The organism is Bradyrhizobium sp. BR 1433 (genome assembly GCF_051547665.1).
Classification (GTDB): Bacteria; Pseudomonadota; Alphaproteobacteria; order Rhizobiales; family Xanthobacteraceae; genus Bradyrhizobium; species Bradyrhizobium australafricanum.
The window spans coordinates 1,532,480-1,554,271 of the sequence record NZ_JBPUGG010000001.1; the positions used below are offsets into that span (position 1 = coordinate 1,532,480).

The 21,792-nt window shown below is 65.4% G+C and carries 20 protein-coding genes and 2 pseudogenes; 8 read left to right on the top strand and 14 right to left on the bottom strand.

The features are described from left to right. Positions 1-35 precede the first annotated feature (35 nt). The 3 genes from ACSKB9_RS07770 (at position 36) to ACSKB9_RS07780 (ending at position 2,053) form a co-directional block, all read left to right on the top strand. Positions 36-815 carry an NAD kinase gene (locus tag ACSKB9_RS07770; protein ID WP_253608058.1) on the top strand — a complete coding sequence of 260 codons (780 nt, stop codon included), beginning with the start codon at positions 36-38 and terminating at the stop codon, positions 813-815. 104 nt (positions 816-919) lie between these two features. Then, entirely contained in the window at positions 920-1,465 is a 546-nt protein-coding gene (locus tag ACSKB9_RS07775; protein WP_028336173.1) for a response regulator, read from the top strand. A gap of 9 nt (positions 1,466-1,474) precedes the next feature. Beyond that, complete coding sequence (locus tag ACSKB9_RS07780; protein WP_016843908.1) at positions 1,475-2,053, top strand: Hpt domain-containing protein; 579 nt, start codon at positions 1,475-1,477, stop codon at positions 2,051-2,053. 68 nt (positions 2,054-2,121) lie between these two features. On the opposite strand, the gene ACSKB9_RS07785 is transcribed toward ACSKB9_RS07780, so the two are convergent. From ACSKB9_RS07785 to folE, 10 genes and pseudogenes are all read right to left on the bottom strand, one after another. After that, complete coding sequence (locus ACSKB9_RS07785) at positions 2,122-3,303, bottom strand: DUF2336 domain-containing protein (protein ID WP_438072372.1); 1,182 nt, start codon at positions 3,301-3,303, stop codon at positions 2,122-2,124. Between the two features lie 162 nt (positions 3,304-3,465). Further along, positions 3,466-4,470, bottom strand: coding sequence for a transglycosylase SLT domain-containing protein (locus tag ACSKB9_RS07790; RefSeq protein ID WP_438072373.1), 1,005 nt, complete (start codon positions 4,468-4,470; stop codon positions 3,466-3,468). A 92-nt stretch (positions 4,471-4,562) separates the two neighbouring features. Further along, positions 4,563-5,354 carry a c-type cytochrome gene (locus ACSKB9_RS07795; protein WP_438072375.1) on the bottom strand — a complete coding sequence of 264 codons (792 nt, stop codon included), beginning with the start codon at positions 5,352-5,354 and terminating at the stop codon, positions 4,563-4,565. Beyond that, positions 5,351-6,976 carry a b(o/a)3-type cytochrome-c oxidase subunit 1 gene (locus ACSKB9_RS07800; protein WP_438072377.1) on the bottom strand — a complete coding sequence of 542 codons (1,626 nt, stop codon included), beginning with the start codon at positions 6,974-6,976 and terminating at the stop codon, positions 5,351-5,353. The genes ACSKB9_RS07795 and ACSKB9_RS07800 overlap by 4 nt, the downstream gene beginning before the upstream one ends. Next, a pseudogene (locus tag ACSKB9_RS07805) lies at positions 6,966-7,528 on the bottom strand (cytochrome C oxidase subunit II). The gene ACSKB9_RS07800 and the pseudogene ACSKB9_RS07805 overlap by 11 nt, the downstream one beginning before the upstream one ends. Beyond that, the gene (locus tag ACSKB9_RS07810) at positions 7,528-7,707 is read right to left on the bottom strand and encodes a hypothetical protein (RefSeq protein WP_438072379.1); all 180 of its coding nucleotides are present in this window, start codon (positions 7,705-7,707) and stop codon (positions 7,528-7,530) included. The pseudogene ACSKB9_RS07805 and the gene ACSKB9_RS07810 overlap by 1 nt, the downstream one beginning before the upstream one ends. 10 nt (positions 7,708-7,717) lie before the next feature. Further along, a pseudogene (locus ACSKB9_RS07815) lies at positions 7,718-8,933 on the bottom strand (c-type cytochrome). A gap of 49 nt (positions 8,934-8,982) precedes the next feature. Next, positions 8,983-9,594, bottom strand: coding sequence for a c-type cytochrome (locus tag ACSKB9_RS07820; protein ID WP_229159873.1), 612 nt, complete (start codon positions 9,592-9,594; stop codon positions 8,983-8,985). Between the two features lie 203 nt (positions 9,595-9,797). Further along, the gene (gene hisI, locus ACSKB9_RS07825) at positions 9,798-10,226 is read right to left on the bottom strand and encodes a phosphoribosyl-AMP cyclohydrolase (RefSeq protein ID WP_438072381.1); all 429 of its coding nucleotides are present in this window, start codon (positions 10,224-10,226) and stop codon (positions 9,798-9,800) included. A gap of 28 nt (positions 10,227-10,254) precedes the next feature. Next, the gene (gene folE, locus ACSKB9_RS07830; protein WP_016843918.1) at positions 10,255-10,935 is read right to left on the bottom strand and encodes a GTP cyclohydrolase I FolE; all 681 of its coding nucleotides are present in this window, start codon (positions 10,933-10,935) and stop codon (positions 10,255-10,257) included. A 240-nt stretch (positions 10,936-11,175) separates the two neighbouring features. Here folE and ACSKB9_RS07835 point away from each other — a divergent pair, with 240 nt between their 5' ends. After that, positions 11,176-11,622 (top strand): iron-sulfur cluster assembly scaffold protein, encoded by a 447-nt coding sequence (locus ACSKB9_RS07835; RefSeq protein WP_057019663.1) that lies wholly within the window; start codon positions 11,176-11,178, stop codon positions 11,620-11,622. A 126-nt stretch (positions 11,623-11,748) separates the two neighbouring features. On the opposite strand, the gene ACSKB9_RS07840 is transcribed toward ACSKB9_RS07835, so the two are convergent. Further along, the gene (locus tag ACSKB9_RS07840; RefSeq protein WP_253639525.1) at positions 11,749-12,585 is read right to left on the bottom strand and encodes a hypothetical protein; all 837 of its coding nucleotides are present in this window, start codon (positions 12,583-12,585) and stop codon (positions 11,749-11,751) included. A 368-nt stretch (positions 12,586-12,953) separates the two neighbouring features. Between ACSKB9_RS07840 and yidD the strand changes: the two genes are divergently transcribed. Together yidD and ACSKB9_RS07850 are read left to right on the top strand one after the other, a co-directional pair. Further along, positions 12,954-13,265, top strand: coding sequence for a membrane protein insertion efficiency factor YidD (gene yidD / locus ACSKB9_RS07845; RefSeq protein WP_438072384.1), 312 nt, complete (start codon positions 12,954-12,956; stop codon positions 13,263-13,265). A gap of 124 nt (positions 13,266-13,389) precedes the next feature. Continuing rightward, positions 13,390-13,557, top strand: a complete 168-nt coding sequence (locus ACSKB9_RS07850) for a hypothetical protein (protein WP_016843922.1) — start codon at positions 13,390-13,392, stop codon at positions 13,555-13,557. A gap of 82 nt (positions 13,558-13,639) precedes the next feature. Here the strand turns inward: ACSKB9_RS07850 and ACSKB9_RS07855 are convergent, their stop codons facing one another. Both ACSKB9_RS07855 and ACSKB9_RS07860 read right to left on the bottom strand, forming a co-directional pair. Further along, positions 13,640-14,776, bottom strand: a complete 1,137-nt coding sequence (locus ACSKB9_RS07855; protein WP_438080103.1) for an MFS transporter — start codon at positions 14,774-14,776, stop codon at positions 13,640-13,642. A 106-nt stretch (positions 14,777-14,882) separates the two neighbouring features. Beyond that, positions 14,883-16,193, bottom strand: coding sequence for an ATP-dependent Clp protease proteolytic subunit (locus ACSKB9_RS07860; RefSeq protein WP_438072386.1), 1,311 nt, complete (start codon positions 16,191-16,193; stop codon positions 14,883-14,885). A 227-nt stretch (positions 16,194-16,420) separates the two neighbouring features. Between ACSKB9_RS07860 and thrS the strand changes: the two genes are divergently transcribed. Both thrS and ACSKB9_RS07870 read left to right on the top strand, forming a co-directional pair. After that, positions 16,421-18,469 (top strand): threonine--tRNA ligase, encoded by a 2,049-nt coding sequence (gene thrS / locus ACSKB9_RS07865; RefSeq protein WP_438072388.1) that lies wholly within the window; start codon positions 16,421-16,423, stop codon positions 18,467-18,469. 84 nt (positions 18,470-18,553) lie between these two features. Next, the gene (locus ACSKB9_RS07870) at positions 18,554-19,117 is read left to right on the top strand and encodes a nitroreductase family protein (RefSeq protein ID WP_076831733.1); all 564 of its coding nucleotides are present in this window, start codon (positions 18,554-18,556) and stop codon (positions 19,115-19,117) included. Positions 19,118-19,225: 108 nt separating this feature from the next. On the opposite strand, the gene ACSKB9_RS07875 is transcribed toward ACSKB9_RS07870, so the two are convergent. Then, positions 19,226-21,709 carry a putative bifunctional diguanylate cyclase/phosphodiesterase gene (locus tag ACSKB9_RS07875; protein ID WP_438072390.1) on the bottom strand — a complete coding sequence of 828 codons (2,484 nt, stop codon included), beginning with the start codon at positions 21,707-21,709 and terminating at the stop codon, positions 19,226-19,228. Positions 21,710-21,792: the final 83 nt, after the last annotated feature.

The following is a 21,792-nucleotide window of genomic DNA, read 5'->3' on the forward strand; positions in this document are numbered from 1 at the left end:
GCGGCGTGTTCCGTGCCAAACGAGTTCGTGAGCGAATGGCCAGCTCCAAGCGGTATGACAAGATCGCCTTCGTCGCCAGCGCGAGCGTGGAAGCGCAGTCGGCGCTCGAGCAGCTGACGGAAATGTACGGCAACCATCTACCCGCGGATGCCGACGTCGTGGTCGCGCTCGGCGGCGACGGTTTGATGCTGCAGACGCTGCACGCCAACATGCGCAGCGGCAAGCCGATCTACGGCATGCACCGCGGCACGGTCGGCTTCCTGATGAACGAATATTCGACGCATGATCTGCGCGCCCGGCTTGCCGCCGCGCGGGAGTCGCTGATCAATCCGCTGTTGATGCGCGCGACCGACATCCACGGCGCCGTGCATCTGCATCATGCCATCAACGAGGTCGCGTTGTTCCGGCAGACCTACCAGGTCGCCAAGCTGCGCATCCTGATCGACGAGCACGAGCGGATGCCCGAGCTGATGGCCGACGGCATCCTGGTGGCGACGCCGGCCGGATCGACCGCCTACAACCTCTCCGCCCAGGGGCCGATCCTGCCGATCAACGCGGCGCTGTTGGCGCTGACCCCGATCAGCGCGTTCCGGCCGCGGCGCTGGCGCGGCGCGCTGCTGCCGAATTCCGCCTTCGTGGTGATCGAGGTGATCGAGGGCGAGAAGCGCCCGGTCGCAGCGGTCGCCGACCATGACGAGGTCCGCGACGTCCGCCGGGTCGAGGTGCTGTCCGACAAGACGATCGCGATGCGGATGCTGTTCGACCCCGGCCACTCGCTGGAAGAACGCATCCTGCGCGAGCAGTTCGGCTACTGACGGCGTCTGCCCCTTGCCCGGCAACCAATCATTAACCCCCGGCGGGATATGGTTAACGTCGGGTAATACCGCATTGGCCCGGTATGCCCTATCAGGGCCGGACCATGTATCGCATCGATTTCAACAAGCTGCGATTTTTGATTTGCGACGACAATCCGCATATGCGCCGCATCCTGCGGACGCTGCTGCATTCGTTCGGCGCGCGCGAAGTGTATGAGGCCGAGGACGGTGCCACCGCGCTCGAAATGTATACGCACTACGTGCCCGACATCGTCATCACCGACTGGTCGATGCCGATCTTCGACGGGCTCGAGCTTGCGCAGATGATCCGCCAGCCGGAATCCAAGGGCAACCCCTACGCGCCGATCATCATGCTGACCGGGCATTCCGAGAAGCGCCGTGTCACGGTGGCGCGCGATGCCGGCGTCACCGAATTCTTGGCCAAGCCGATCTCGGCCAAGGGCCTCTACCAGCGCATCATGAACGTGGTCGCCAATCCGCGCCCGTTCATCAAGACCAAGACCTATTTCGGCCCCGACCGCCGCCGGAACACCACCAACACCTATATCGGCCCCGAACGCCGCGGCAGCGGCGAGGTCGAGGTGCTGCAACAGCCGTCGCTGCTCGAAAAGGCGCGCTCGGCCATCTAGGACATCGCCATGGCGAAAGACAAACCCGGGACGATCGAGGTCAAGAGTTTCGGCACGCACCACGTCATCACGCAGCCCAATCCGCTGCGCAAGATGCTGCTGCGCGTCCCCGAGAGCGATCTCGACGATCCGGTCGGCCGCGCCGAAAAGGCGCTCGCCGGGCTGTCGGGCGAGTTCAAGGAGTGGATGACGATCGAGGCCGACCGCCTCTCCGCCGCGCACGCCACCGTGCTGCGCGAGGGCTTCAGCGACAAGACGCGCGAGGAGCTGTTCCGCGCCGCGCATGATATCAAGGGCGATGCCGCGACATTCGGCTATCCGTCGGCGGCCGCAGCCGCGGAGAGCCTGTGCCGCATCATCGAGCACGCGCCGGATCTCGGCGCCGTGCCGCCGCAGCTGATTGCGCACCACATCAACGCCGTGCAGGCGATCGTGCGCAACCGCACCAAGCTCGACACCGCGGTCGTCGCCGGCGTGCTGAGCAAGCAGCTCCGCGGCATCGCCGACGAATTCCTGACCCACGCCAACCGCGACCGTCCCGAGCACCTCGAGGCGATCCTCGCGCCGAGCATCGTGCCCGGCGAATAGCCGCGCGGCCGGCTGCTCGCGTTGCGCAGCCCACTCAAGCATCCATCGATGGGAAGGAAGCGCGGCCCTCAGGCCGCGATGAGATCGTCGTCGTAGGGCAGCACCGCGATGGCGTCTTCCGCGGCGAGCTCCTCGCAGAACATCCGTGCGTCCTCGCGGGCCGATTCGGTCGCAAAGCGGCGCAGCAGGATCAGGAGCGGCTCGGCCGCCGAATGATCGGTCTCGCAATGCGTCAGCACCCGCTCCACCATGCGGCGATGCAGCCGCGCCGCGCCGTCACCGCTGTCGACATAGCCGACCTCGTGGCTGGCCTCGAGCGCGACGCGGAACGCGGCGTAGGTGGATTCCGGCAAGCCGGCGCGGCGCAGCAGCGCCTGCAGGCCGTTGCCGCCGCGGTCGTTCAACAGCGCGGAGACGCGGCCATAGGGCAGCCCGGACAGTTCGGCGAGCGCCGCCCCGAACAGATCGAGATTGCCCGACAGCAGCGCGCGCAGGATCAACCCGGCGGTCAATTGCCCGGTGGCGCGCAGATGCGTGATCAGGTTCTGCATGTCGTCGCCGAAGGCGCGCGCGGCGATGTTCACCGTCGAGCGCTCCCTGGCCTCGCCGGCGATGCGGTCGGCCCGATCGGCGCCGAGCCAGTTTCGCGCGACGACGAACTGCGCCAGCGTGTCGGAGAGCTTTGCGACCAGCGCCAGCCGCGTTGCCGACGGCAAGTCTTCCAGCTGCAGCATCGATTCCCTGATGGCGGCGAGATGGCCGTGGCGCTCGACGATGCGATCCCAGGAGAACGGCGCGAGGCCGGCGTAAGGATTCTCGATCAGCTCGAGCGCGGCGGCCGCCGAGCCGACCTCGGCAATCGCGGCGGCGACGGAGGCCGGCAGATTGGTGCGGCGCGCGATCGCGCACTGCATCTCGTCGGAGCCAGTGGCGACGATGTCGACGAGGTCGGCATCGATCAGGAGCGGTGAATGCTCCAGCACCGGCAGCGCGATCGCCGGCTGGTCGGCCGACAGCGCCTGTACGATTGCGGCAGGCGCGTCCACGCTGCGCGCGAACACCTCGGCCATCGCCTGCCGTACCAGCGGCGACGGGTCGTCGAGCAGCATCAGCAGCGCGCCTTCGGCTGCGATGCGGTCGTCCTCGGTGAGATCCGAGATGAGCCAGGCCCGGGCCAACGCTCGCGTTGCCTCTGCTCGCTCACCTGCTGGAGCGGTCCTAATCCAACTAATAAACTGCCGAACGATCATGGTCCTTCCGGCTTACGCAACGAAACGGCATCGACATACGACGCCACGCAAGGAAAAATAAACCATGACGCTTAACAAAGGGTTCACCATAAACGTTTGGGATTATTGACGTTTCGTTAAAGCCGCAACGGCGCGCGGCTTCGCGCGCGCAGCAAGACAGCGCTAGCCGTTGCTGTAGGTGCCGCTCGGATCGCTGAACAGGTCGAGCCGTCCGGGCGCGCGGACCTTCGGCGTCGCCGATGACGTCAGCGAGGCGGAATTGCCCCACAGCTCCTGCACCGCCGGGGAGATCGGCTCCGAGCGGTCGCCGGCCTGGTAGAGCGAGCGGAAGGTCGGCGCCGGCTGCGCCGATGCGACGGCCGAGGTCGCAGCGACGGGCGTCGCCGACCGGGAGTCCGGGAAGGTCGAGAGATAGGACGCGGTGTCCATGGTCAGCGCCGTGGTGGGCGCGGCGCTTGCGATCGCGTAAGGCGACATGGTGTCGCCGCCGGCCGCGGCGAAGGCGGTGCGCGTGTCCTGGGAGTTCGCGGCCGCGGCGTAGCGCGTGGTCAACACCGAATAGACCTGGCTGACGCTGCGCGCGTTGCCCGACCTGTCGTAGAAGATCGACTGGTTGGCGGCTGCCGCCTTCGGAAACATCGCGGCCGCATTGGCGCTCGGGCTGTCCTCGGCACTCGAGATCAGCTTGCCGGCGCCGCCAACGCCCATGAAGTGGGCCATGTAGAGTTCGGCATCGGTCGGACGGCGGCCGAGCTTACCGGTGAGCTTGAAGCTGTTGGACTGCGTCAGCACCGCTGCCATCGAGGACGCCGCGTCCGGATCGTCGCGCAGCTTCATGACCGCGGCGCGCGCCGAGGGATCGCTGACCGAATAGCTGCCGTCGGAATTCCTGGTGATGGCGTCGGCGTACTGGCCATAACCGAGCTGGCTTCCGGCCTCCTTGACGGTGCCGAGCCAGGTCTGGTCGATGAATTGATAAAGTCCATGCGCCGACGAGGTCGTGGCGCCGGCCCGCGGATTGAAATTGGATTCCATCTTCGCGGTCGTGAGCAGATATTCGAAGCTCGTGCCGGTGGTCGCGGCCGCCTGCTTGATCGAGCTCGCGACCTTGAGGCGCGAGGGATCGACACCTGCCGAAGCCGTCGCATTGAAGAGGTCGACCGCCATCTGTCCGGGTGCCTTGCCGGGCGCCGGCAATCGGCACCCATGTCCCGTCAAGGTGCCGTAATTATGGTTAATGGCGCGTTAATAGCGCCGGTTCAGGGCTGGGCCTCGTAGTAATGCGCGACCTGGTCGATCTCCTCGGCCGTCATCTGGCGCGCGATGTTGCGCATCTGCTGACTGATGTCGTTGCGGCGGGCCCCGGATGCAAAGGCCTCGAGCTGTGCCTTGATGTAGACTGCCGACTGGCCGCCCAGCCAGGGGCTTCCCGCCTTGTTGTCGACATCGCCGTGGCAGGAGCCGCAAGGCGCGATGTTGCGCATCGGGGCGCCCGTCACCACGATCGCCGGCGCGGGACGCGCGGTGTCCAGATTGTTCGAAGGCACCCGCGGCAGATAGGCGTAATAGGCCGCGACATCCTTCATGTCCTGATCGCTCATCGCCGCTGCGAACGGGCTCATCACCACGCTGACCCGCGCGCTGGCCTTGAAGTCATTCAGCTCCTTGTAGGTCACCGCGGCAAATTGCCCGGCGAGGTTCGGTGAATGGGCGTCGCTGACGCCCTGCGGTCCGTGGCAGATCGCGCAGCGCTGCGCCAGCGTTGCGCCCCGCCCGATCGAGACCTGATTCACCTTGGTCAGCATCTCCGACGTCATGATGACATTGGACGTCTTGAAATCCGGCTTGATGCCGGGCTCCTGCACGGCGGCACGCGGAACGCCGGCCGCGCTGCAGATCGCATCCCAGACCCCCGCAAGCTTCAAATTGGGCTGCGCCAGCGGCAACCAGATCAGGCCTGCGACGGCCGACAACACAGCGATGGCAACCGTGATGCCGACGCTGGCGCCGAACCACGGATTGCGAAGCGAGAACAGCGGCTGGTCGCTCATCGGCCTGCTCCGACATAGACCGCAGGCACGCTGGTCTGGTTCAGCGCCATCAGCTGCGCGATCGGGAAACCATAGTTCACCACGGTGAGACCGACCATCAACGCGAGCCACAGGCCGAATGAGTTGAGCGCGACCGGAATCCGTGTCGGCATGTGCAGCGGCACCGCGAAGCGGTACGCGCCCGCCTCGCCTCGCGCGCCGAACTGCCCGCGGATCAGCACCAGCAGGAACAGCAGGCCCGATATCAGAAGAATGAACCCGCCGATTGCCGACATCGTGACCGACAGGGCCTGTGGCGAGATCGCGGGGTTGGCATAGTCATAAAACGCCATGCGGCGCGGCATGCCGAGGATGCCGACATAGTGCCACGGGAAGGTGGTCACGATCATGCCGATGAACCACAGCCAGAGCTGCGTGCGCATCAGGCCAAAACTGTCCAGCGCCCGGTCGGTCAGATGCGGCCACAGATCATAGGCGATGGCGAAATACATGATCACGATGGCGCCACCGAAGATCAGGTGGAAATGGCCGGTGATCCACTGCGTGTTGTGCACGGTGGCATCGAGCTGATAGCTCATGTTGATCAGACCGCCGGCGCCTCCGAAGCCGAGCATGACCAGCGACAGTGCCGTCGCCAGCATGACCGGATTGGACCATGGCAGCGCGCCGATCCAGCCGAATGCGCCGCGGCCGCCACGCAGGCGGCTGGCAATCTCCGCCGACGCGCAGATCGTGAACACCGTGAGCAGCGTCGGCAGCGCGACGAGGCCGGTGAACACGGAGTGCATGAACTTGAATCCGGCGCCGACCTGCGGGTCGGCAAACAGGTGATGCACGCCGATCGGCATCGCGACCACGACGAACAGGATGAACGAGATCCGCGCCATCGCGTCGCTGAAGAGCCGGCCGCCGATCGCCCGCGGGAAGATCGTGTAATAGGCGATGTAGGTCGGGATCAGCCAGAAATAGACGATGGCGTGCAGCGTCCAGGAGAAGAAGACGCGGGCCAGCCCCGCATCGATCGTCGACTTCAGCCCAAGCGCGACGGGCAGGATCTGGAACAGGATTTCGAGCGCCGCGCCGACCGCGGTCCAGCCCCAGAGTAGCGAGCCCGCGACATTGGCGTACATCGCAAGCGGCACCGGCTTGCCCGGGTTCTCGCGCTTCCAGATCACGAAATTGGTCACCATCAGCGCGACCCAGATCCATGAGCCGACCACGACCATGACGACGCCGATGTAATAGAAGGGATTGCCGACCATCGGCGGATAGAAGGTGTAGAGCACCGAGGCGAGCCCGAGCGACACCGGGATCATCGCGACGACGGCGCCGACGGCGACCAGGAAGAAGCCCACCCAGGCCCAGCGCCGTCCGACCAACTCTTTCTCGAGCGAGGCTTCGGTGATCGCGTAACCGAATCCCATCGCGATCAGTGTCGGGAATACGTATCCCATCGCCGAGCCATGGGCGGTGACCGAGCGATAGTAGAATTCCGGATTGAAATGCCAGGCGTTCAACGGGCTGCGCACGAACATCTGCCAGGCGCCGAGCACCAGCGCGACACCGAACACGATGAAGGCAAGCCAGAAATGCGCCGCGATCAGCCGCTTGTTAATCAACACAGGTCAGCCTCCGCTTCGCTGCCGCCTTGTCACGGAACGCGGCCTTGTCGATCACCTTGACCTTGCCCCACATGCCCTGGTGGCCGATGCCGCAGATTCCTGGCACGGCATCACGTGATCGCCCGGCGCCTTGAAGCGCACCGGCAGGTCCGTGACGTAGCCCGGCACCAGCATCGTGTTGATGTTGGTGCCCTCGATCAGGAAACCGTGGACGACATCGGCGCTGGTGGCGCGGAAGGTGATCGGAGTCTCCGCGGGCACCACGATGCATTGCGGCGTGAAGGAATATTGCTGGCCAATCGCGCGCACGGTGACCGATCCGTCGGCCTGCATTTCGCTGCCGAGATTGCTTTCGACGAATTCGCCCGACAGATGCAGCGTCTTGGGATCGGCGGTTTCGACTCGGCCCTGCGGCATCGTCGCCTGATGGATGCCGATATAGGCCGCCATGCCGACCAGGACGCCGACAATGACGATCGACAGCGTCGCCCAGCGCCGCTCGATCCGTGCGGCAACGGCCTCGCCGAGGCTGTGATCGGTCTCACTTGCCATCAGGGAACGCTCCGCGGCAGGAAGACCAGCAGATAGAATGCAAACCACAACCCGACCACGACGGCCGTCGCAATGCCCGCGACCGCGACCGCGCCGCCCGGACCGGCGCGTACGATGGTCTCGACATGATCGTCTTCCGAGCCCGATGCCGGCCGTTGCGGCGAAGACGAGTTGATCATGATCGCGCTCCTAATTCAGCGTTGCTGCCCGCAGTTCGTTGGCCTGCCGCGCCGACACCGGCTCGCCGCGATTGCCCCAGGCCGTTCGAATGTAGGTCACGACAGCCGCGACCTCGTCATCCGACAGCTTCTGCGCGAACGGCGGCATGCCGTGGGGCATCGGATTGCCCGACGTGCCCGGCGGATACCCGCCATTGAGCACCATCCGGATCGGGTTCACCGCGGAGACCATCTGGATCGACTGATTGCCGGCAAGCGGCGGATAATCCGGCGGCATGCCCTGCCCGATCGCACCATGACAGCTTGCGCAGTCGCGGTCATAGATCGACTTGCCAAAGGACAGCAGCAGACTGCTCTCGGCCGACGGCAGCGAAGTCGACGCCTTCTCCGGAGGACCGCCCTGCGCAAGGCCCTTCAGATAGACCGCCATCGCGCGCGCATCATCATCATTGAGATATTGCAGGCTGTTGTAGACGACCTCGGCCATCGGCCCGTACACGGCGCCCTTGGCGGACACGCCCTTGCGCAGATCAGTCGACGATCTCCTCGATCGTCCAGTCGCCGAGCCCCGTCTCCTTGTTGGAAGTCAGCGACGGCGCGTACCAGTTCTGCATCGGGATCAGGCCGCCCTCGAAGGCCTGCGACTGCTTGCTGCCGCCGAGCGCATTGATCGGGGTGTGACACATCCCGCAATGACCCAGCCCCTCGACCAGATAGTTACCTCTGTTCCACTCCGCCGACTTCGTCGGATCAGGCTTGAACTCGCCTTCCCTGAAGAACAGCGTGCGCCAGCCGAGGATCAGCGAGCGGTTGTTGAACGGGAATGTCAGGTCATGCGGCTTGTTGAGCTGCCTGACCGGCGGCACCGTGCGCAAATAGGCGTAGATCGCGTCGCTGTCCTCGCGCGTCACCTTGGTATAGGAGGCGAACGGCATCGCCGGATAGACCAGGCCGCCGTCGGGGAAGCGGCCATTGTGCATCATCTGGTAGAACTGATCGGAGGTCCACGTGCCGATCCCGGTTTGCGGGTCGGGCGTGATGTTCGACGTGTAGAGCGTGCCGAATGGTGTCTTCATCGGCAGGCCGCCGGCGAAGGTCTTGCCTTCGCGCGCGGTGTGGCAGGCGATGCAATCGCCGGCGCGTGCGAGATACTCACCCTTGGCGACGACGGCCGGATCGGCCGCCTTCTGCTGCGCCGCTGCTCCAATCGGCGACAATGCCAGCATCAGTCCGACAAGCAGTCCTGTTAAGGTTCGCGACATCGGCACGATCCCTTCAATGCGGTTCGCTGCCGCATTCGAGCGGCATCGGAAGGCTGCCTCGCGGCGCGAAGGATGGATCCGCCGGCGCCGGACGCGACGACAGGTAGGCGGCCACCGCCTTCACGTCGTCCTCCGTCAGCAGGCCCGCGACGATCTGCATGCAATCGGGAGCGAACGCGGTCCGCGTACCGTAGCGCCAGCCCCCGAGTTGGCCGCTGATATAGGCCGCGCGCAGGCCAAGCAGGCCGGGAATGCCGGGCTCCATGCCGCCCAATGTGGGACCATGGCAGGCTGAACAGGGCGGAATGCCGTGCTGCGGATCGCCGTTTTTCACGATCGTCTCGCCGCGCGCCAGAATCTCCTTGCTGTCGACCGGCGGGACCGGCGGCGGAAATGCCGGCCTGAGCGAGGCGAAATATTCGGCGATCTTCTTCAGGTAATCGTCGGTCTGAAACTCCAGCAGGTAGTTCATCGGCGGATATTTCCGCCGTCCATCCCGGAATGCGATGAGCTGGTTGTAGAGATAGCCCGCCGGCTTGCCGGCCAGCCGCGGGAAATAGGCGTCGCTGGTGCCCTCGCCTTCGGCGCCGTGACACGGCGCACAGGCAAGGACGCGCGCGGCCATGGTATCGGGCGCACGCTCGGTCGTTTGCGATTGCGCCGCGCCGATCGGCCACACAGCCCAGGCAAGAAACCCAACAAGCGGTATCAGGCGATGCGCCACAGTTCACCCCCAGAGACGACCGTGCGCAACGGCTTGCGCATGGCGTAACAGGGGGCAACGAAGTACACGACTTCGCCGCGCTGTACTTGATTCAGATCAATGATCTATTTGCGATAGACCTGCGCCGGATCGAACATGCGATCGGCATCGACAAAGGACAGGCTGACATTGCCACCCTCGTCCTTCACCGCGCGATAGAAGCAGGATCGCCGTCCGGTGTGGCAGGCGGCGCCGATCTGCTCGACCTTGATCCACACCGCGTCCTGATCGCAATCCATCCGGATCTCGACCACGCGCTGGGTCTGGCCCGAGCTCTCGCCCTTGCGCCACAGCGCATTGCGCGAACGGCTGAAGTACCAGCCTTCGCCGGTCGCGATCGTCTTGCGCAGGGCCTCGTCGTTCATGTGCGCGACCATCAGCACATCGCCGGTCGCGGCATCGGTCGCGACACAGGTCACAAGACCTGCCGCGTCGAATTTGGGCTGGAAGGCCAGCCCCTCCTCGCGGTCGTGATCGTGGGTCGCTGCGGACACGGAAAACCTCGCTCAGGAAAATGCGAGGTTACCGGTTCGGTCCTCGCACCAGGGACAAGAAACGCTGCTGCTCCGCCGGATTGTCGCGGAACATGCCAGTGAAGCGGCTGGTGAAGGTCGATGCACCATGCTTGGCAACGCCGCGCACCGACATGCAGGTATGCTCCGCCTCGATCAGCACGGCAACGCCGCGCGGCTTCAGCACCTCGTCGATCGCAGCCGCGACCTGCGCGGTGAGATGCTCCTGGGTCTGCAGACGGCGGGCGAAGATGTCGGTCAGCCGCGCCAGCTTGGAGAGGCCGACGACGCGCTCCACCGGCGTATAGGCAATATGCGCCTTGCCGTAGAACGGCATCATGTGATGCTCGCACTGCGAGGTGAACTCGATGTCGCGGACGAGGACGAAATCGTCGTAGCCGGCGGTCTCGCCGAAGGTGCGGTTCAGCACCTCGGCCGGGCACTGGTGGTAGCCCTGATAGAGCTCGTCATAGGCCTCGACGACCCGGCGCGGCGTGTCGAGCAGGCCCTCGCGGCCAGTGTTCTCGCCGATATAGGCGAGCAGCGTCTTCACGGCGTCCTCCGCCTCCGCCCGCGACGGGCGCGGCTGGTCGGCACGAACGGCCGCCGTCATGAATTCTGAGGGGTCGAGTTCGCCGGGCTTGGCGTCGGCCGGCTTGTTGGGGCGAATCGATTTGATCAAGGCGTCCATGTCTTCTCCGTTCGACCGGCCCTCGGATTTGACCTTGGTCCGGATGTGTCACCGGGCAGACGGGGCGGATGGTTCGACCGCCGGGCGCCTGAGTCCCACAATTGTAGCACCGCCGCGGCGGAGGTGGGCCGCGGTGGCTGCATGGCCGGGCTATGTTTCCGGCGTTGCCGTCCATATATAGGACGGTGCAACCCAGCCGCCAAGAGCGCCCGGCACCGCCGGAACCAGGCATCTGTCCCCATGCTGAACGACATTTACAACAAGCGGATCATCGAGTTGGCCGGCAATATTCCGCGCCTCGGACGGCTGGCCGACCCGGACGCCAGCGCCACCGCCCACTCCAAATTGTGCGGTTCGACCGTCAAGGTCGACCTCAAGATGGACGGTCCCGTGGTGACGGATTTCGCCCATGACGTGAAGGCCTGTGCGCTCGGCCAGGCCTCCTCCTCGATCATGGCGAGCCGGGTGGTGGGCTCGACCGCGGACGAGCTGCGCGAATTGCGCGAGACGGTCCGCAAGATGCTGAAGGAAAATGGCCAGCCCCCGCAGGGCGGCAAATGGGCCGATATCGCGCTGCTCGAGCCGGTGCGCGACTACAAGGCCCGCCATGCCTCGACCCTGCTGACCTTCGATGCAGTGGTCGATGCGATCGGCCAGATCGAGGCCAAGGCGAAGCAGCCGGCGTAAAATTGCATGTCAGGTCATTCCGGGGCGATGCGCAGCATCGAACCCGGAATCTCGAGGTTCCCCGATGCGCAATTGCGCATCTGTGGTCCGCTTACGCGTCCCGGAACGACGCGACAATGTGCGTTCTTACTGCGCGGGCTGGACCGGCGCCGGCGCTGCGCTGCCGCCGGTCGGCACCACGACCTCGGCGGTCTTGGTCGCTCTCGCCTGCGACGCCTCGCCCTCCATCGCGCTGCTCACGAAGCGATCGTTGTTCTTCGGCTTCGCCTCGGCGACGGGAATTGCGTTGTCCTTGCTGTTGTCCTGCCGCGGCAGCACGTCGGCAACCGCATCGGTGGTAATGAGATTGGTCAGCCGCAATTCGGCCGCCGACAATTCGTGCAGGTCTTCCCACGGCGGCACGCTGAGCGAGAGCGCCAGCAGATCCCCCGCGCCGCCCATATCGAAGGTGTACTTGGCAAGACGGCCGATATCGCGCTCGACGATCATCAGGTCCTGCGCGGTGTAGCTCGCGGCCTTGGCGTCGTCGGCGCGATCGCCCATCCAGATCTGATGCACGCGGACATGGGCCGCCGGCGGAACGTAGCGCGTCTTGCCCGACAACAGCAGGAACACGCACATCGACTCGCAATAAGCATCCGGCAGAACGCTCGCGCGGCCGCCCTGCGCGGCCTGATTGACGACGCTGGTGCCGACCGTGGTCAGCACGCCAAGACCGCGGAAGCGGCGGCCGAGCGCGATCGCGTCGTTGACCGAGCCGCCGCTGGAATCGAGCACGATGGTGGCGCCGTTGAGCTGGCGGCCGCGCGCGAACTCGTCGAATTCCCTCGGACTATCGGCCGTGATGATGCCGACCGCGGACACCCAGCCGCGGCAATTCGGCTGGCAGGCGATCCAGCTGAACTTCATCGGCAGCTTGCGCTCTTCGAGAGTCGAATTCGCCTGCGCGGAACCGCCCGCCATGGCGGCGGTGCCGGAAACCGCGAAGCAAAGGGCAACGGCGCCGGTAAGCGCCCAACTGCGCAACGAGAGCGACCTGACGAGCCTCAATTTGGTTCCTTCCCCAAGCCCTTGGTGATGCGAGCGGTGGCAATGGCCCCATGGCAATGCGCCACGATTCTGTCAGCGGCGCGTTATGGGAACGGTAGCGTTGCTGACCCGGACCGTCCATAGAGCCCTTGCTGCAGCGCCATCGGTGCTGTGCAATAATAACGAACTGTGGCGTAAATATCTGCAACAAAACAGTTCCTTGGCTTGGAACCCCCGCAAGACTACGTACATACTTGCGTATGCCGCCGACAGACCATTCAACGACACACCATCCACGATGCATGGACTGTGCCAGCACCATGCGCCGCTTGCCGCGCAATCTCGGCCGCGCCCTGATCTGGATCTACCGGCACTCGCTGTCGCCGCTGGTCGGCTACAACTGCCGGCATCTGCCGACCTGCTCGGTCTATGGCGACGAGGCGATCGAACGCTTCGGCCTGTGGGGCGGCGGCTGGATGACGCTGGCGCGGCTGCTGCGCTGCCAGCCCTGGGGAACATCCGGGATCGATAATGTCCCGCTGACGAAGCCGCCCGGGGCACGCTGGTACCTGCCCTGGCGCTATGGCCGCTGGCGCGGCGTCAACGAAGGCTGACGCGGCGTCAACCACAATTGATCGATTGCTGCGGCACGTCCAAGCGCGGCGCGCATTGCTGCCCGGCGGAACTGTGGCGATAGTTGGCGCATTGTTTCATTGCCCCCTTGGGGAGGAAACAACAATGCGCTGGAAAATCAGCCACAACGGTCATGATCCCCGGCAGATCGACTTGCTGGCCGTGCTTGCCTTGCTCGTCGTGATCGTCGCCGCCTACGGCTACTTCACCCACAATCCGAACAAGCCAAGCACGACGGCGTTCATCGTGCCCAGCCAAAGCGTGAGGTGGTGACGCGCAGCCGAGCTCCCTGATGTTCCTCACGCGGATCGTTGCTTGGGATGCTCTCGCGAACACAAGCGTGAAAGCCAACCGTTCACTCGGCCGTGGCGGTGGCGGCCGTCCGTCGCGGCCGCGTGACGACCACGACCGCAAGCGCCGCCGCGACGAAGGCCGCGGCGACGTAGCCTGCGCTGTGCAGCCATTCGCGGGCGAACAGCAAGCCACCGATCGCGGAGCCGATGGCCTGGCCGATATACAGCACCGAGGTATTGAGCGAGACCGACGCCGAAGCGAGCGCCGGCGCCGCACCGACCAGGCGTACCTGCTGCATCGAATTGGTCGACGCAAAGCCGAGGCCCCACACCGCGACGGAGGCGGCCATCAGGGCGTAGGCGCCGGCGCTCAGCGCCCAGCCGGCGACGCCTGCGAGCAGCAGCACAGTGAACAGGACCGAGGTCTTCCAGGCGCCCCAGGAATCCACCACGCGCGTTGCGATCACGATGCCGACGAACCCGAAGATGCCGTAGAGCGCGAACACGATCCCGATGGCGTCCGCATTGGCGCCGGTCAGTTTGGCGAGCAGCGGTCCCATGAAGGTGAACACCACGAACTGGCCGGACATCTGCAGCGTCGTGATCGACAGCAGCAGAATGACCATCGGATTGCGGCCGAGATCGACCCAGGTTCGGAGGTCAACCGGCGCGCCGTGCAGTCCGCCTGGCAGCCGCCACCACAGCAGCAGGGAACTGACGAGCCCGGTCAGCGCGATCGCGCCATAGGTCGCGCGAAAGCCGTAGCGGCTTGCGATGAAGGTGATCAGCGGCAGCCCGATCGCGGCGGCGAGCGACCAGCCGAGAAAGATGTAGGCAATCGTGCTGCCGCGCTTCTCCACCGGCACGATCAGTGCCGCGGTGCCCGCCGCCTGCGGCGTGTAGAGCACGCCGACCGCGAGCATCACCAGCCGAATGATCAGGAGGCTGTCGTAGTTCGGCACAAAGGCGGATGCCGCATTGGTCAGCGTCAGCACCAGCAGCGTCGCCGTCAGCAGCGCCCGCCGCTCGATCCGGCTGGTCAACCACGCCGTCACCGGCGAGCCCACGCACAGCACGATCGCGCCGAAGGTAATCAGGAGACCCGCGGTGTGGATCGTGACGCCGAGTCCGTCGGACAACTCCGCCAGCATGCCGGCCGGCGCCAGCACCGAGCAGCCGGTGACGATGTTGCCGAGCATCAATGCGGTGGGGGCGAAGCGTTTCACGCCGCGTTGTTAGCAGACGCCGAGATCGATGCAACTGCATCTAAATGCATGGCACCTGATCGAACGGCGCCTCTTGCGCTCATGGCGACGGCGATGCCGCCGGCACCGCGCTGACGCCCGGCGACGCGGCGGCCGGCAACGGGCTCGCAGGCTTCGGAGCGGCGGTCGCTGCCGGGCATGATGCCAGAAGCTGCGTCCAGCCCTGGTCCAGCCCGGTGGTGCCGATATCGAATGTCGCAAGGCCGGACTTGGTGTCAGACTTGACGTCAGACTTGACGCCAGACTTGGCGTCAAGCTTGGCGTCGGCTGCCGGCGGGCTTTCGCCGATCTGCAGATGCGGGGCCGCGAGCATCGCCTTGACGGTGTCCGAGGTCACCGCCTCGCTCCAGACCTCGTATTTGCCGAACCGCGCCGACCGGCCGAATGCAACGGTCTTGGTCGCGCCGGCCATCATCAGCACCGTGGTCTTGCCGGCTGCCCCCTCCTCGAACTCGCGCACGAACATCAGCCGCCCGCGATCCTTGCTCTCGCAGAACAGCCGCCACTCCATCATGCGGAACGCGCTGCCGTCGGCCCTTTTCTGCTGCACGATCTTGCGAACATAGGGCCGTGTCTCCTTCTCCACCGCCCACAGGGTTTCCGGCAGCGGCCGCGTATCGATGCCGAATCGATAGAGCTCCGGCCGCGTCAGCACGTGCAGGTCCTCGAACTTCACGGACTTGATGAGGTCGCTGAGCTCATGGCTGATGCCCATCGCCGCGAGGAATACATTGCGGTCGCGATCGGCGCTCACCATCTCGCGCCGCCTGAAGTCCGCGACGACCTGCGCAGGCGGATGCCCGTGGACGACGAACATCAGCTTGGAGTTATGCACCGCGAGCACCGAATCGGGCGCCACTTCGCGGCTGGTCGCGCCCAGGAACAGATAGGCGCAGGCCGACACGCACATCGCGTTGCGCGTGGCGAGCTCGGCCTCGACCTCGCCCTTGGCAGCCTTGATCTTCAGGCATGCGGCGTCGATCTGCGTACCGGTGGAACAGGCCGGCACGATGGTACGGCCGACCCGGGCGATTGCCTTGTGCGCGCGCAGGAACCGCGCGATCCCATAAGACTGCTCGACGTTTCCGCCCGGCGAATGAAGGTAGATCGGAAGCTGCCTGTCCTTGTTGGCAAACAGGAAGGTGCGAATCCGCTGCGCGGCTTCCCGATCGATCTCGCCTTCGATCGCGATCCAGCGATCGCAGCCGGCGCCGCAGGCGTTCGGTGGCCCATGGGCGAGATAGATGGTCAGCTTTTTCGCAAATCCGGCCTTCTGGACCGGTGTTTCTTCCGCCCGCAACACGCCCGGGATCAGAAGCAACGCCACGAAAAACAGGAGACGGGAAAACATGAACCTTGCGGATTGCGCGATGGCGGAAAATGGACGCCGGACGTTAGACGATGATCGGCAGCGTCGCAACGATCCGCGGCGTTACCTGCAGCCAAGCCTTGTTCAAATCCGTGCGGCCGGAGGCCCATTTTCTTGATATTGCCGGATTGCAGGCGTCAAATCCCCTGCTATACCGCTGCTTTCCGCTTACCTGCGCTCGTTCGCAGGAGTGAGCTACAGGAGTCACCATGGCAGAAACGCCACCCAAATCCGAATCCGGATTCCAGTACAGCCTCTCTAACCTCAAACCCGCAGAACCCGTGAACAAGATCGCCCTCACCTTCCCTGATGGAGCGAGGCGCGATTTCCCGAGAGGGACCACCGGTCTCGACATCGCCAAAGGCATTTCGCCCTCGCTCGCCAAGCGCACCGTCGCGATGGCGCTCGACGGCACGCTTGCCGACCTCAATGATCCGATCGAGGCCGACGCCAAGATCGAGCTGATCGGCCGCGAAGACCCGCGCGCGCTGGAACTGATCCGGCACGATGCCGCGCATGTGCTGGCGGAGGCCGTGCAGTCGCTGTGGCCGGGCACCCAGGTCACGATCGGCCCGGTGATCGAGAACGGCTTCTACTACGACTTCTTCCGCAACGAGCCGTTCACCCCGGAAGATTTTGCCGCGATCGAGAAGCGGATGCGCGAGATCGTCGCGCGCGACAAGCCGTTCACCAAGGAAGTCTGGGATCGCGAGAAGACCAAGCAGGTGTTCCGCGACAAGGGCGAGGCCTTCAAGGTCGAGCTGGTCGACGCCATTCCCGGCAACGAGCCGATCAAGATCTACTTCCAGGGCGACTGGTTCGACCTCTGCCGCGGCCCGCACATGACCTCGACCGGCAAGGTCGGCAACGCCTTCAAGCTGATGAAGGTGGCGGGCGCGTATTGGCGCGGCGACTCCAACAATCCGATGCTGACCCGCATCTACGGCACGGCATTCGCCAGGCAGGAAGACCTCGACGCCTATCTCAAGCAGATCGAGGAAGCCGAGAAGCGCGACCACCGCAAGCTCGGCCGCGAGCTCGACCTGTTCCACTTCCAGGAGGAAGGCCCGGGCGTGGTGTTCTGGCACCCCAAGGGCTGGACCATCTTCCAGCAGCTGATCGCCTATATGCGGCGCCGGCTGCTCGGCGACTACAACGAGGTCAACGCCCCGCAGATCCTCGACAAGGCGCTGTGGGAGACCTCGGGCCATTGGGACTGGTACCGCGAGAACATGTTTGCGGCGCAGTCCGCCGGCGACGAGGCCGAGGACAAGCGCTGGTTCGCGCTGAAGCCGATGAACTGCCCGGGCCATGTGCAGATCTTCAAGCACGGGCTGAAGAGCTACCGCGACCTGCCGTTGCGGCTCGCCGAGTTCGGCGTCGTACACCGTTACGAGCCGTCGGGCGCGATGCACGGCCTGATGCGTGTGCGCGGCTTCACCCAGGACGACGCCCATGTGTTCTGCACCGAGCAGCAGCTCGCCGACGAGTGCCTCAAGATCAACGACCTGATCCTGTCGACCTACGCCGATTTCGGCTTCGACGGCGAGCTCACCGTCAAGCTCTCGACGCGGCCGGAGAAGCGGGTCGGCACCGACGAGATGTGGGATCACGCCGAGCGCGTGATGGCGACGGTGCTGTCGGAGATCAAGGCCAAGGGCAGCAACCGCATCCGGACCGAGATCAATCCGGGCGAAGGCGCGTTCTACGGACCGAAGTTCGAGTATGTGCTGCGCGACGCCATCGGCCGCGACTGGCAGTGCGGCACGACCCAGGTCGACTTCAACCTGCCGGAGCGGTTCGGCGCGTTCTACATCGATCATGACGGCTCGAAGAAGGCGCCTGTCATGGTGCACCGCGCGATCTGCGGTTCGATGGAGCGCTTCATCGGCATCCTGATCGAGCACTATGCCGGCAACTTCCCGCTCTGGCTGGCGCCGACCCAGCTCGTGGTCACGACCATCACCTCCGAAGGCGACGAGTACGCCAAGGTGGTGGCGGCGGCAGCGCGCCGCGCCGGGCTCCGGGTCGAGATCGACCTGCGCAACGAGAAGATCAACTACAAGGTCCGCGAGCACTCGCTGGCCAAGATCCCGGCCCTGCTCGTCGTCGGCAAGAAGGAAGCCGAGACCCACTCGGTCTCGGTCCGCCGCCTCGGCAGCGAGCGGCAGACGGTGATGCCGACCGATGAGGCGATCGCCGCGCTGGTGGATGAGGCGACGCCGCCCGACGTGAAGCGGGCGCGATCCGTCGCCTGATCTTCACAATCGGTCTAAACTGGCTTTCATTGGCTTGGTCGTGTCCCCATCTTGGGGGCACGACTCCCCTTGAAGGACATTTCCGTGCCCGATGCCATTGAACTCCTGAAGACGCGCCGCTCGATGAAACCGCGCGAGATGACCGGCCCGGGCCCGTCCGCGGCCGAGCTCGAGACCATTTTGACGATCGGCGCACGCGTGCCTGACCACGGCAAGCTCGCGCCCTGGCGCTTCATCGTGTTCGAGGGCGATGCCCGCGCGCGGGCCGGCGACGTGATCGCAAAGGTCTTCGCCCGGAAGAATCCCGGGGCGCCGGCCTCCGACATCGAGGTCGAGAAGAAACGCCTGACCGACGCGCCGCTGGTGATCGGCGTGGTCTCCTTCACCAAGCCGCACCCGAAGGTGCCGCCGTGGGAGCAGGAATTGTCGGCGGGCGCCAGCGCGATGAACATCGTTACCGCGGCGACCGCGCTCGGCTACGGCGCCTGCTGGCTGACCGGCTGGTTTGTCTTCGACCGCGACGTGCTCGACGGCCTCGGCCTGAAGCCGGACGAGAAGCTCGCCGGGCTCATTCACATCGGCACCCCGACCAGGCCGAGCGAGGACCGCCCGCGCCCGGCCCTGTCGGATATCGTGACGCGGTTCTAGGGTATAGCCTTGTAGCCCGCATGAGCGGAGCGATATGCGGGACACTCGTCCCGGGTGTCGCTTCGCTCACCCGGGCTACAAAGCCCTCGCCATTGTCGGGCATGACGACTACGCCGCCTTCGACGCACGCTCCGCAAAGCCGCTCAGCAAGGCCGCGATCTCACCGGCCGGCCGCGCCGCGCTGAACAGAAATCCCTGTACCTCGTTGCAACCTTCGGCGCGCAGCCAGTCGAGCTGGTCTGTCGTCTCGACCCCTTCCGCGGTCGTGGTGATCCTGAGGCTGCGGCCGAGCCCCGAGATCGCGCGCACGATCGCGAGGCAATCGGAGCGCCGCGCCAGATCCTTCACGAAGGAGCGGTCAATCTTGATCTTGTCGAACGGGAAGCTGCGCAGATAGCTCAGCGAGGAATAGCCGGTGCCGAAATCGTCCATCGAGATGCTGACGCCCAGCTCGCGCAGCTGATGCAGGATCGCGAGGTTGGCCTCGGTCTCCGCCAGAAACACCGACTCGGTGATCTCGAGCTCGAGCCGCCGCGCCGACAGGCCGGAATGCGCCAGCGCCGAGATCACGGCCTGGACCAGATTGCGGCTGCGGAACTGCACCGGCGACAGATTGACGGCAACCTTGACGTCGGCCGGCCACTTGATCGCCTCGGAGCAGGCTTCGCGCAGCACCCATTCGCCGAGCGCGACGATCAGGCCGATGTCTTCGGCGACCGGGATGAACTCCGCAGGCGACACCATGCCCTTCTGCGGGTGCCGCCAGCGCAGCAGCGACTCGAAGCCAGAGATGCGGTCGGCCGCGATATCGACCAGCGGCTGGTAGTGCAGCTCGAACTCGCCGTTGCTGAAGGCCGCGCGCAGATCGCGCTCCATGTCGCGGCGCTTCTGCGCCTGCTGATCCATCTCCGGTTCGAAGAAGTGGTGCACGCCGCCGCCCTCGGACTTGGCGCGGTACAGCGCCATGTCGGCATTGCGCATCAATTCTTCCGACGTCGTGCCGTCACCCGGTGACAGCGCGATGCCGACGCTGGCGCCGACCACGACCTCGAGCCCGTCGATGTTGTAGGGCGCGCTCAGCGCTTCGATCAGCCGTTCGGCGAAAGCGCTCGCCTCGTTCGGCGAAACGTCGGCCGCAAGCACGATCGCGAACTCGTCGCCGCCGAGGCGGGCCGCCACATTGTCGTCGCGGACCACCTCGCGCAGCCGCTCCGCCACCAGCTTGAGCAGCCGGTCGCCCATCGGATGCCCGAAGGAGTCGTTGACGTTCTTGAACAGGTCGAGGTCGATGCACATCACCGCGACGCGCTTGTTGCCGCTGCGGCCACGCTCCAGCGCCTCGCGCAGGCGCTCCTGGTAGAAGTCGCGGTTCGGCAAATTGGTGAGACCGTCATGGTGCGCCATATGCGCGATCCGCGCTTCGGCGGCGCGGCGCTCGGTGATGTCGACCACCGCGACCAGATAGCCGTCGCGGCCCTCGAACGCCACCTTGCGCCCGAAGGTCAGCACATGGATCTCGCTGCCATCGGCCCTGATGTGCCGCCAGTCGCGGCTCGATTGATAGACGTCGCCGATCTCGCGCAAGGCGGCGCTGTGCACGCTCCACTCGTCCACCGGCCAGATCTGGCGCAGCGTCATGCCGAGAAACTTTTCCCGGCTGTATCCATAGTGCTGAACGGCGGCGTCGTTGACGCTGAGGAATTCCATCGTGCCGGCGTCGAACACCCACATCGGCATCGGGTTGTTCTCGAACAGCAGGCGGAACGACAGCTCGCGCTGCTTCAGCGCGGTGACGTCGGAGACGGTCAGCGACAGCATGTCGCCGAACGCCGTGACGCCGAGCCGCAGGCAGCGATCGCCGCTGTCGATCTCGAACTGCCCGCCCGGGCCGCCGCCGACAAATCCACGCAGACGGCTCATCACCGCTGACGCCGCAAGCGGATTGCCGCCGGCGCTGAGCCGGCGCCACAGCAATTCGGTCGCAGGCTGCATCAGCAGCCTTGCGGCGCCCTGGTTGAGATGCACGATCTGGAAGTCGGCCGGCTCGCCGCGCGCATCGCGGATCGCGGCGAGCGACAGCACGCCCTCGTCGGTGGCCGAGAAAATCGTATCGAGCAGATTGTACTGCGCATTGCGCTCGTTGACATAGACGCCGACCAGGATACCGCCCCAGCGCGACCGCGTCGGCAGCGCCAGCACGTCGAAGGTCCGCACCAGCCCGTCGCGGACGCAATGCGCCGACGCCAGATAGGGCCGGCAGTTCTCGCGCGCGTTTGCGGCCGCTTCGGTCAACGCGGTGGCACAATCCGGCGGCAGGGCGCTGAGCGGAATGTCCCAGCGCTCGTCGTTCAGCCATGTCTGGACATAGCGGCCGGCATGCGAGACGCTGAGTATGCCATCGACGCTCCGCAGCAGCACGATATGATCCGCGAGCCGGCCGAGACTGCCGAGCATCACGTCTTCATAGTGCGGCAGCTTTTCGCCGGGACGGACCGCGGCCTGCCACTTGCGTTGCAGAACCGGTACGTCGGCGAACATCTCGGAATTGAATTTGGCCGATGCTTTAGCTGATTTCTTGTTGGCCATGACCATGGCGCGCCCCACGCAAACACGAGCATGATCCGGAAAAGTGCGAAGCGGTTTTCCGAAAAGATCATGCTCAAACCCAAAGTCCC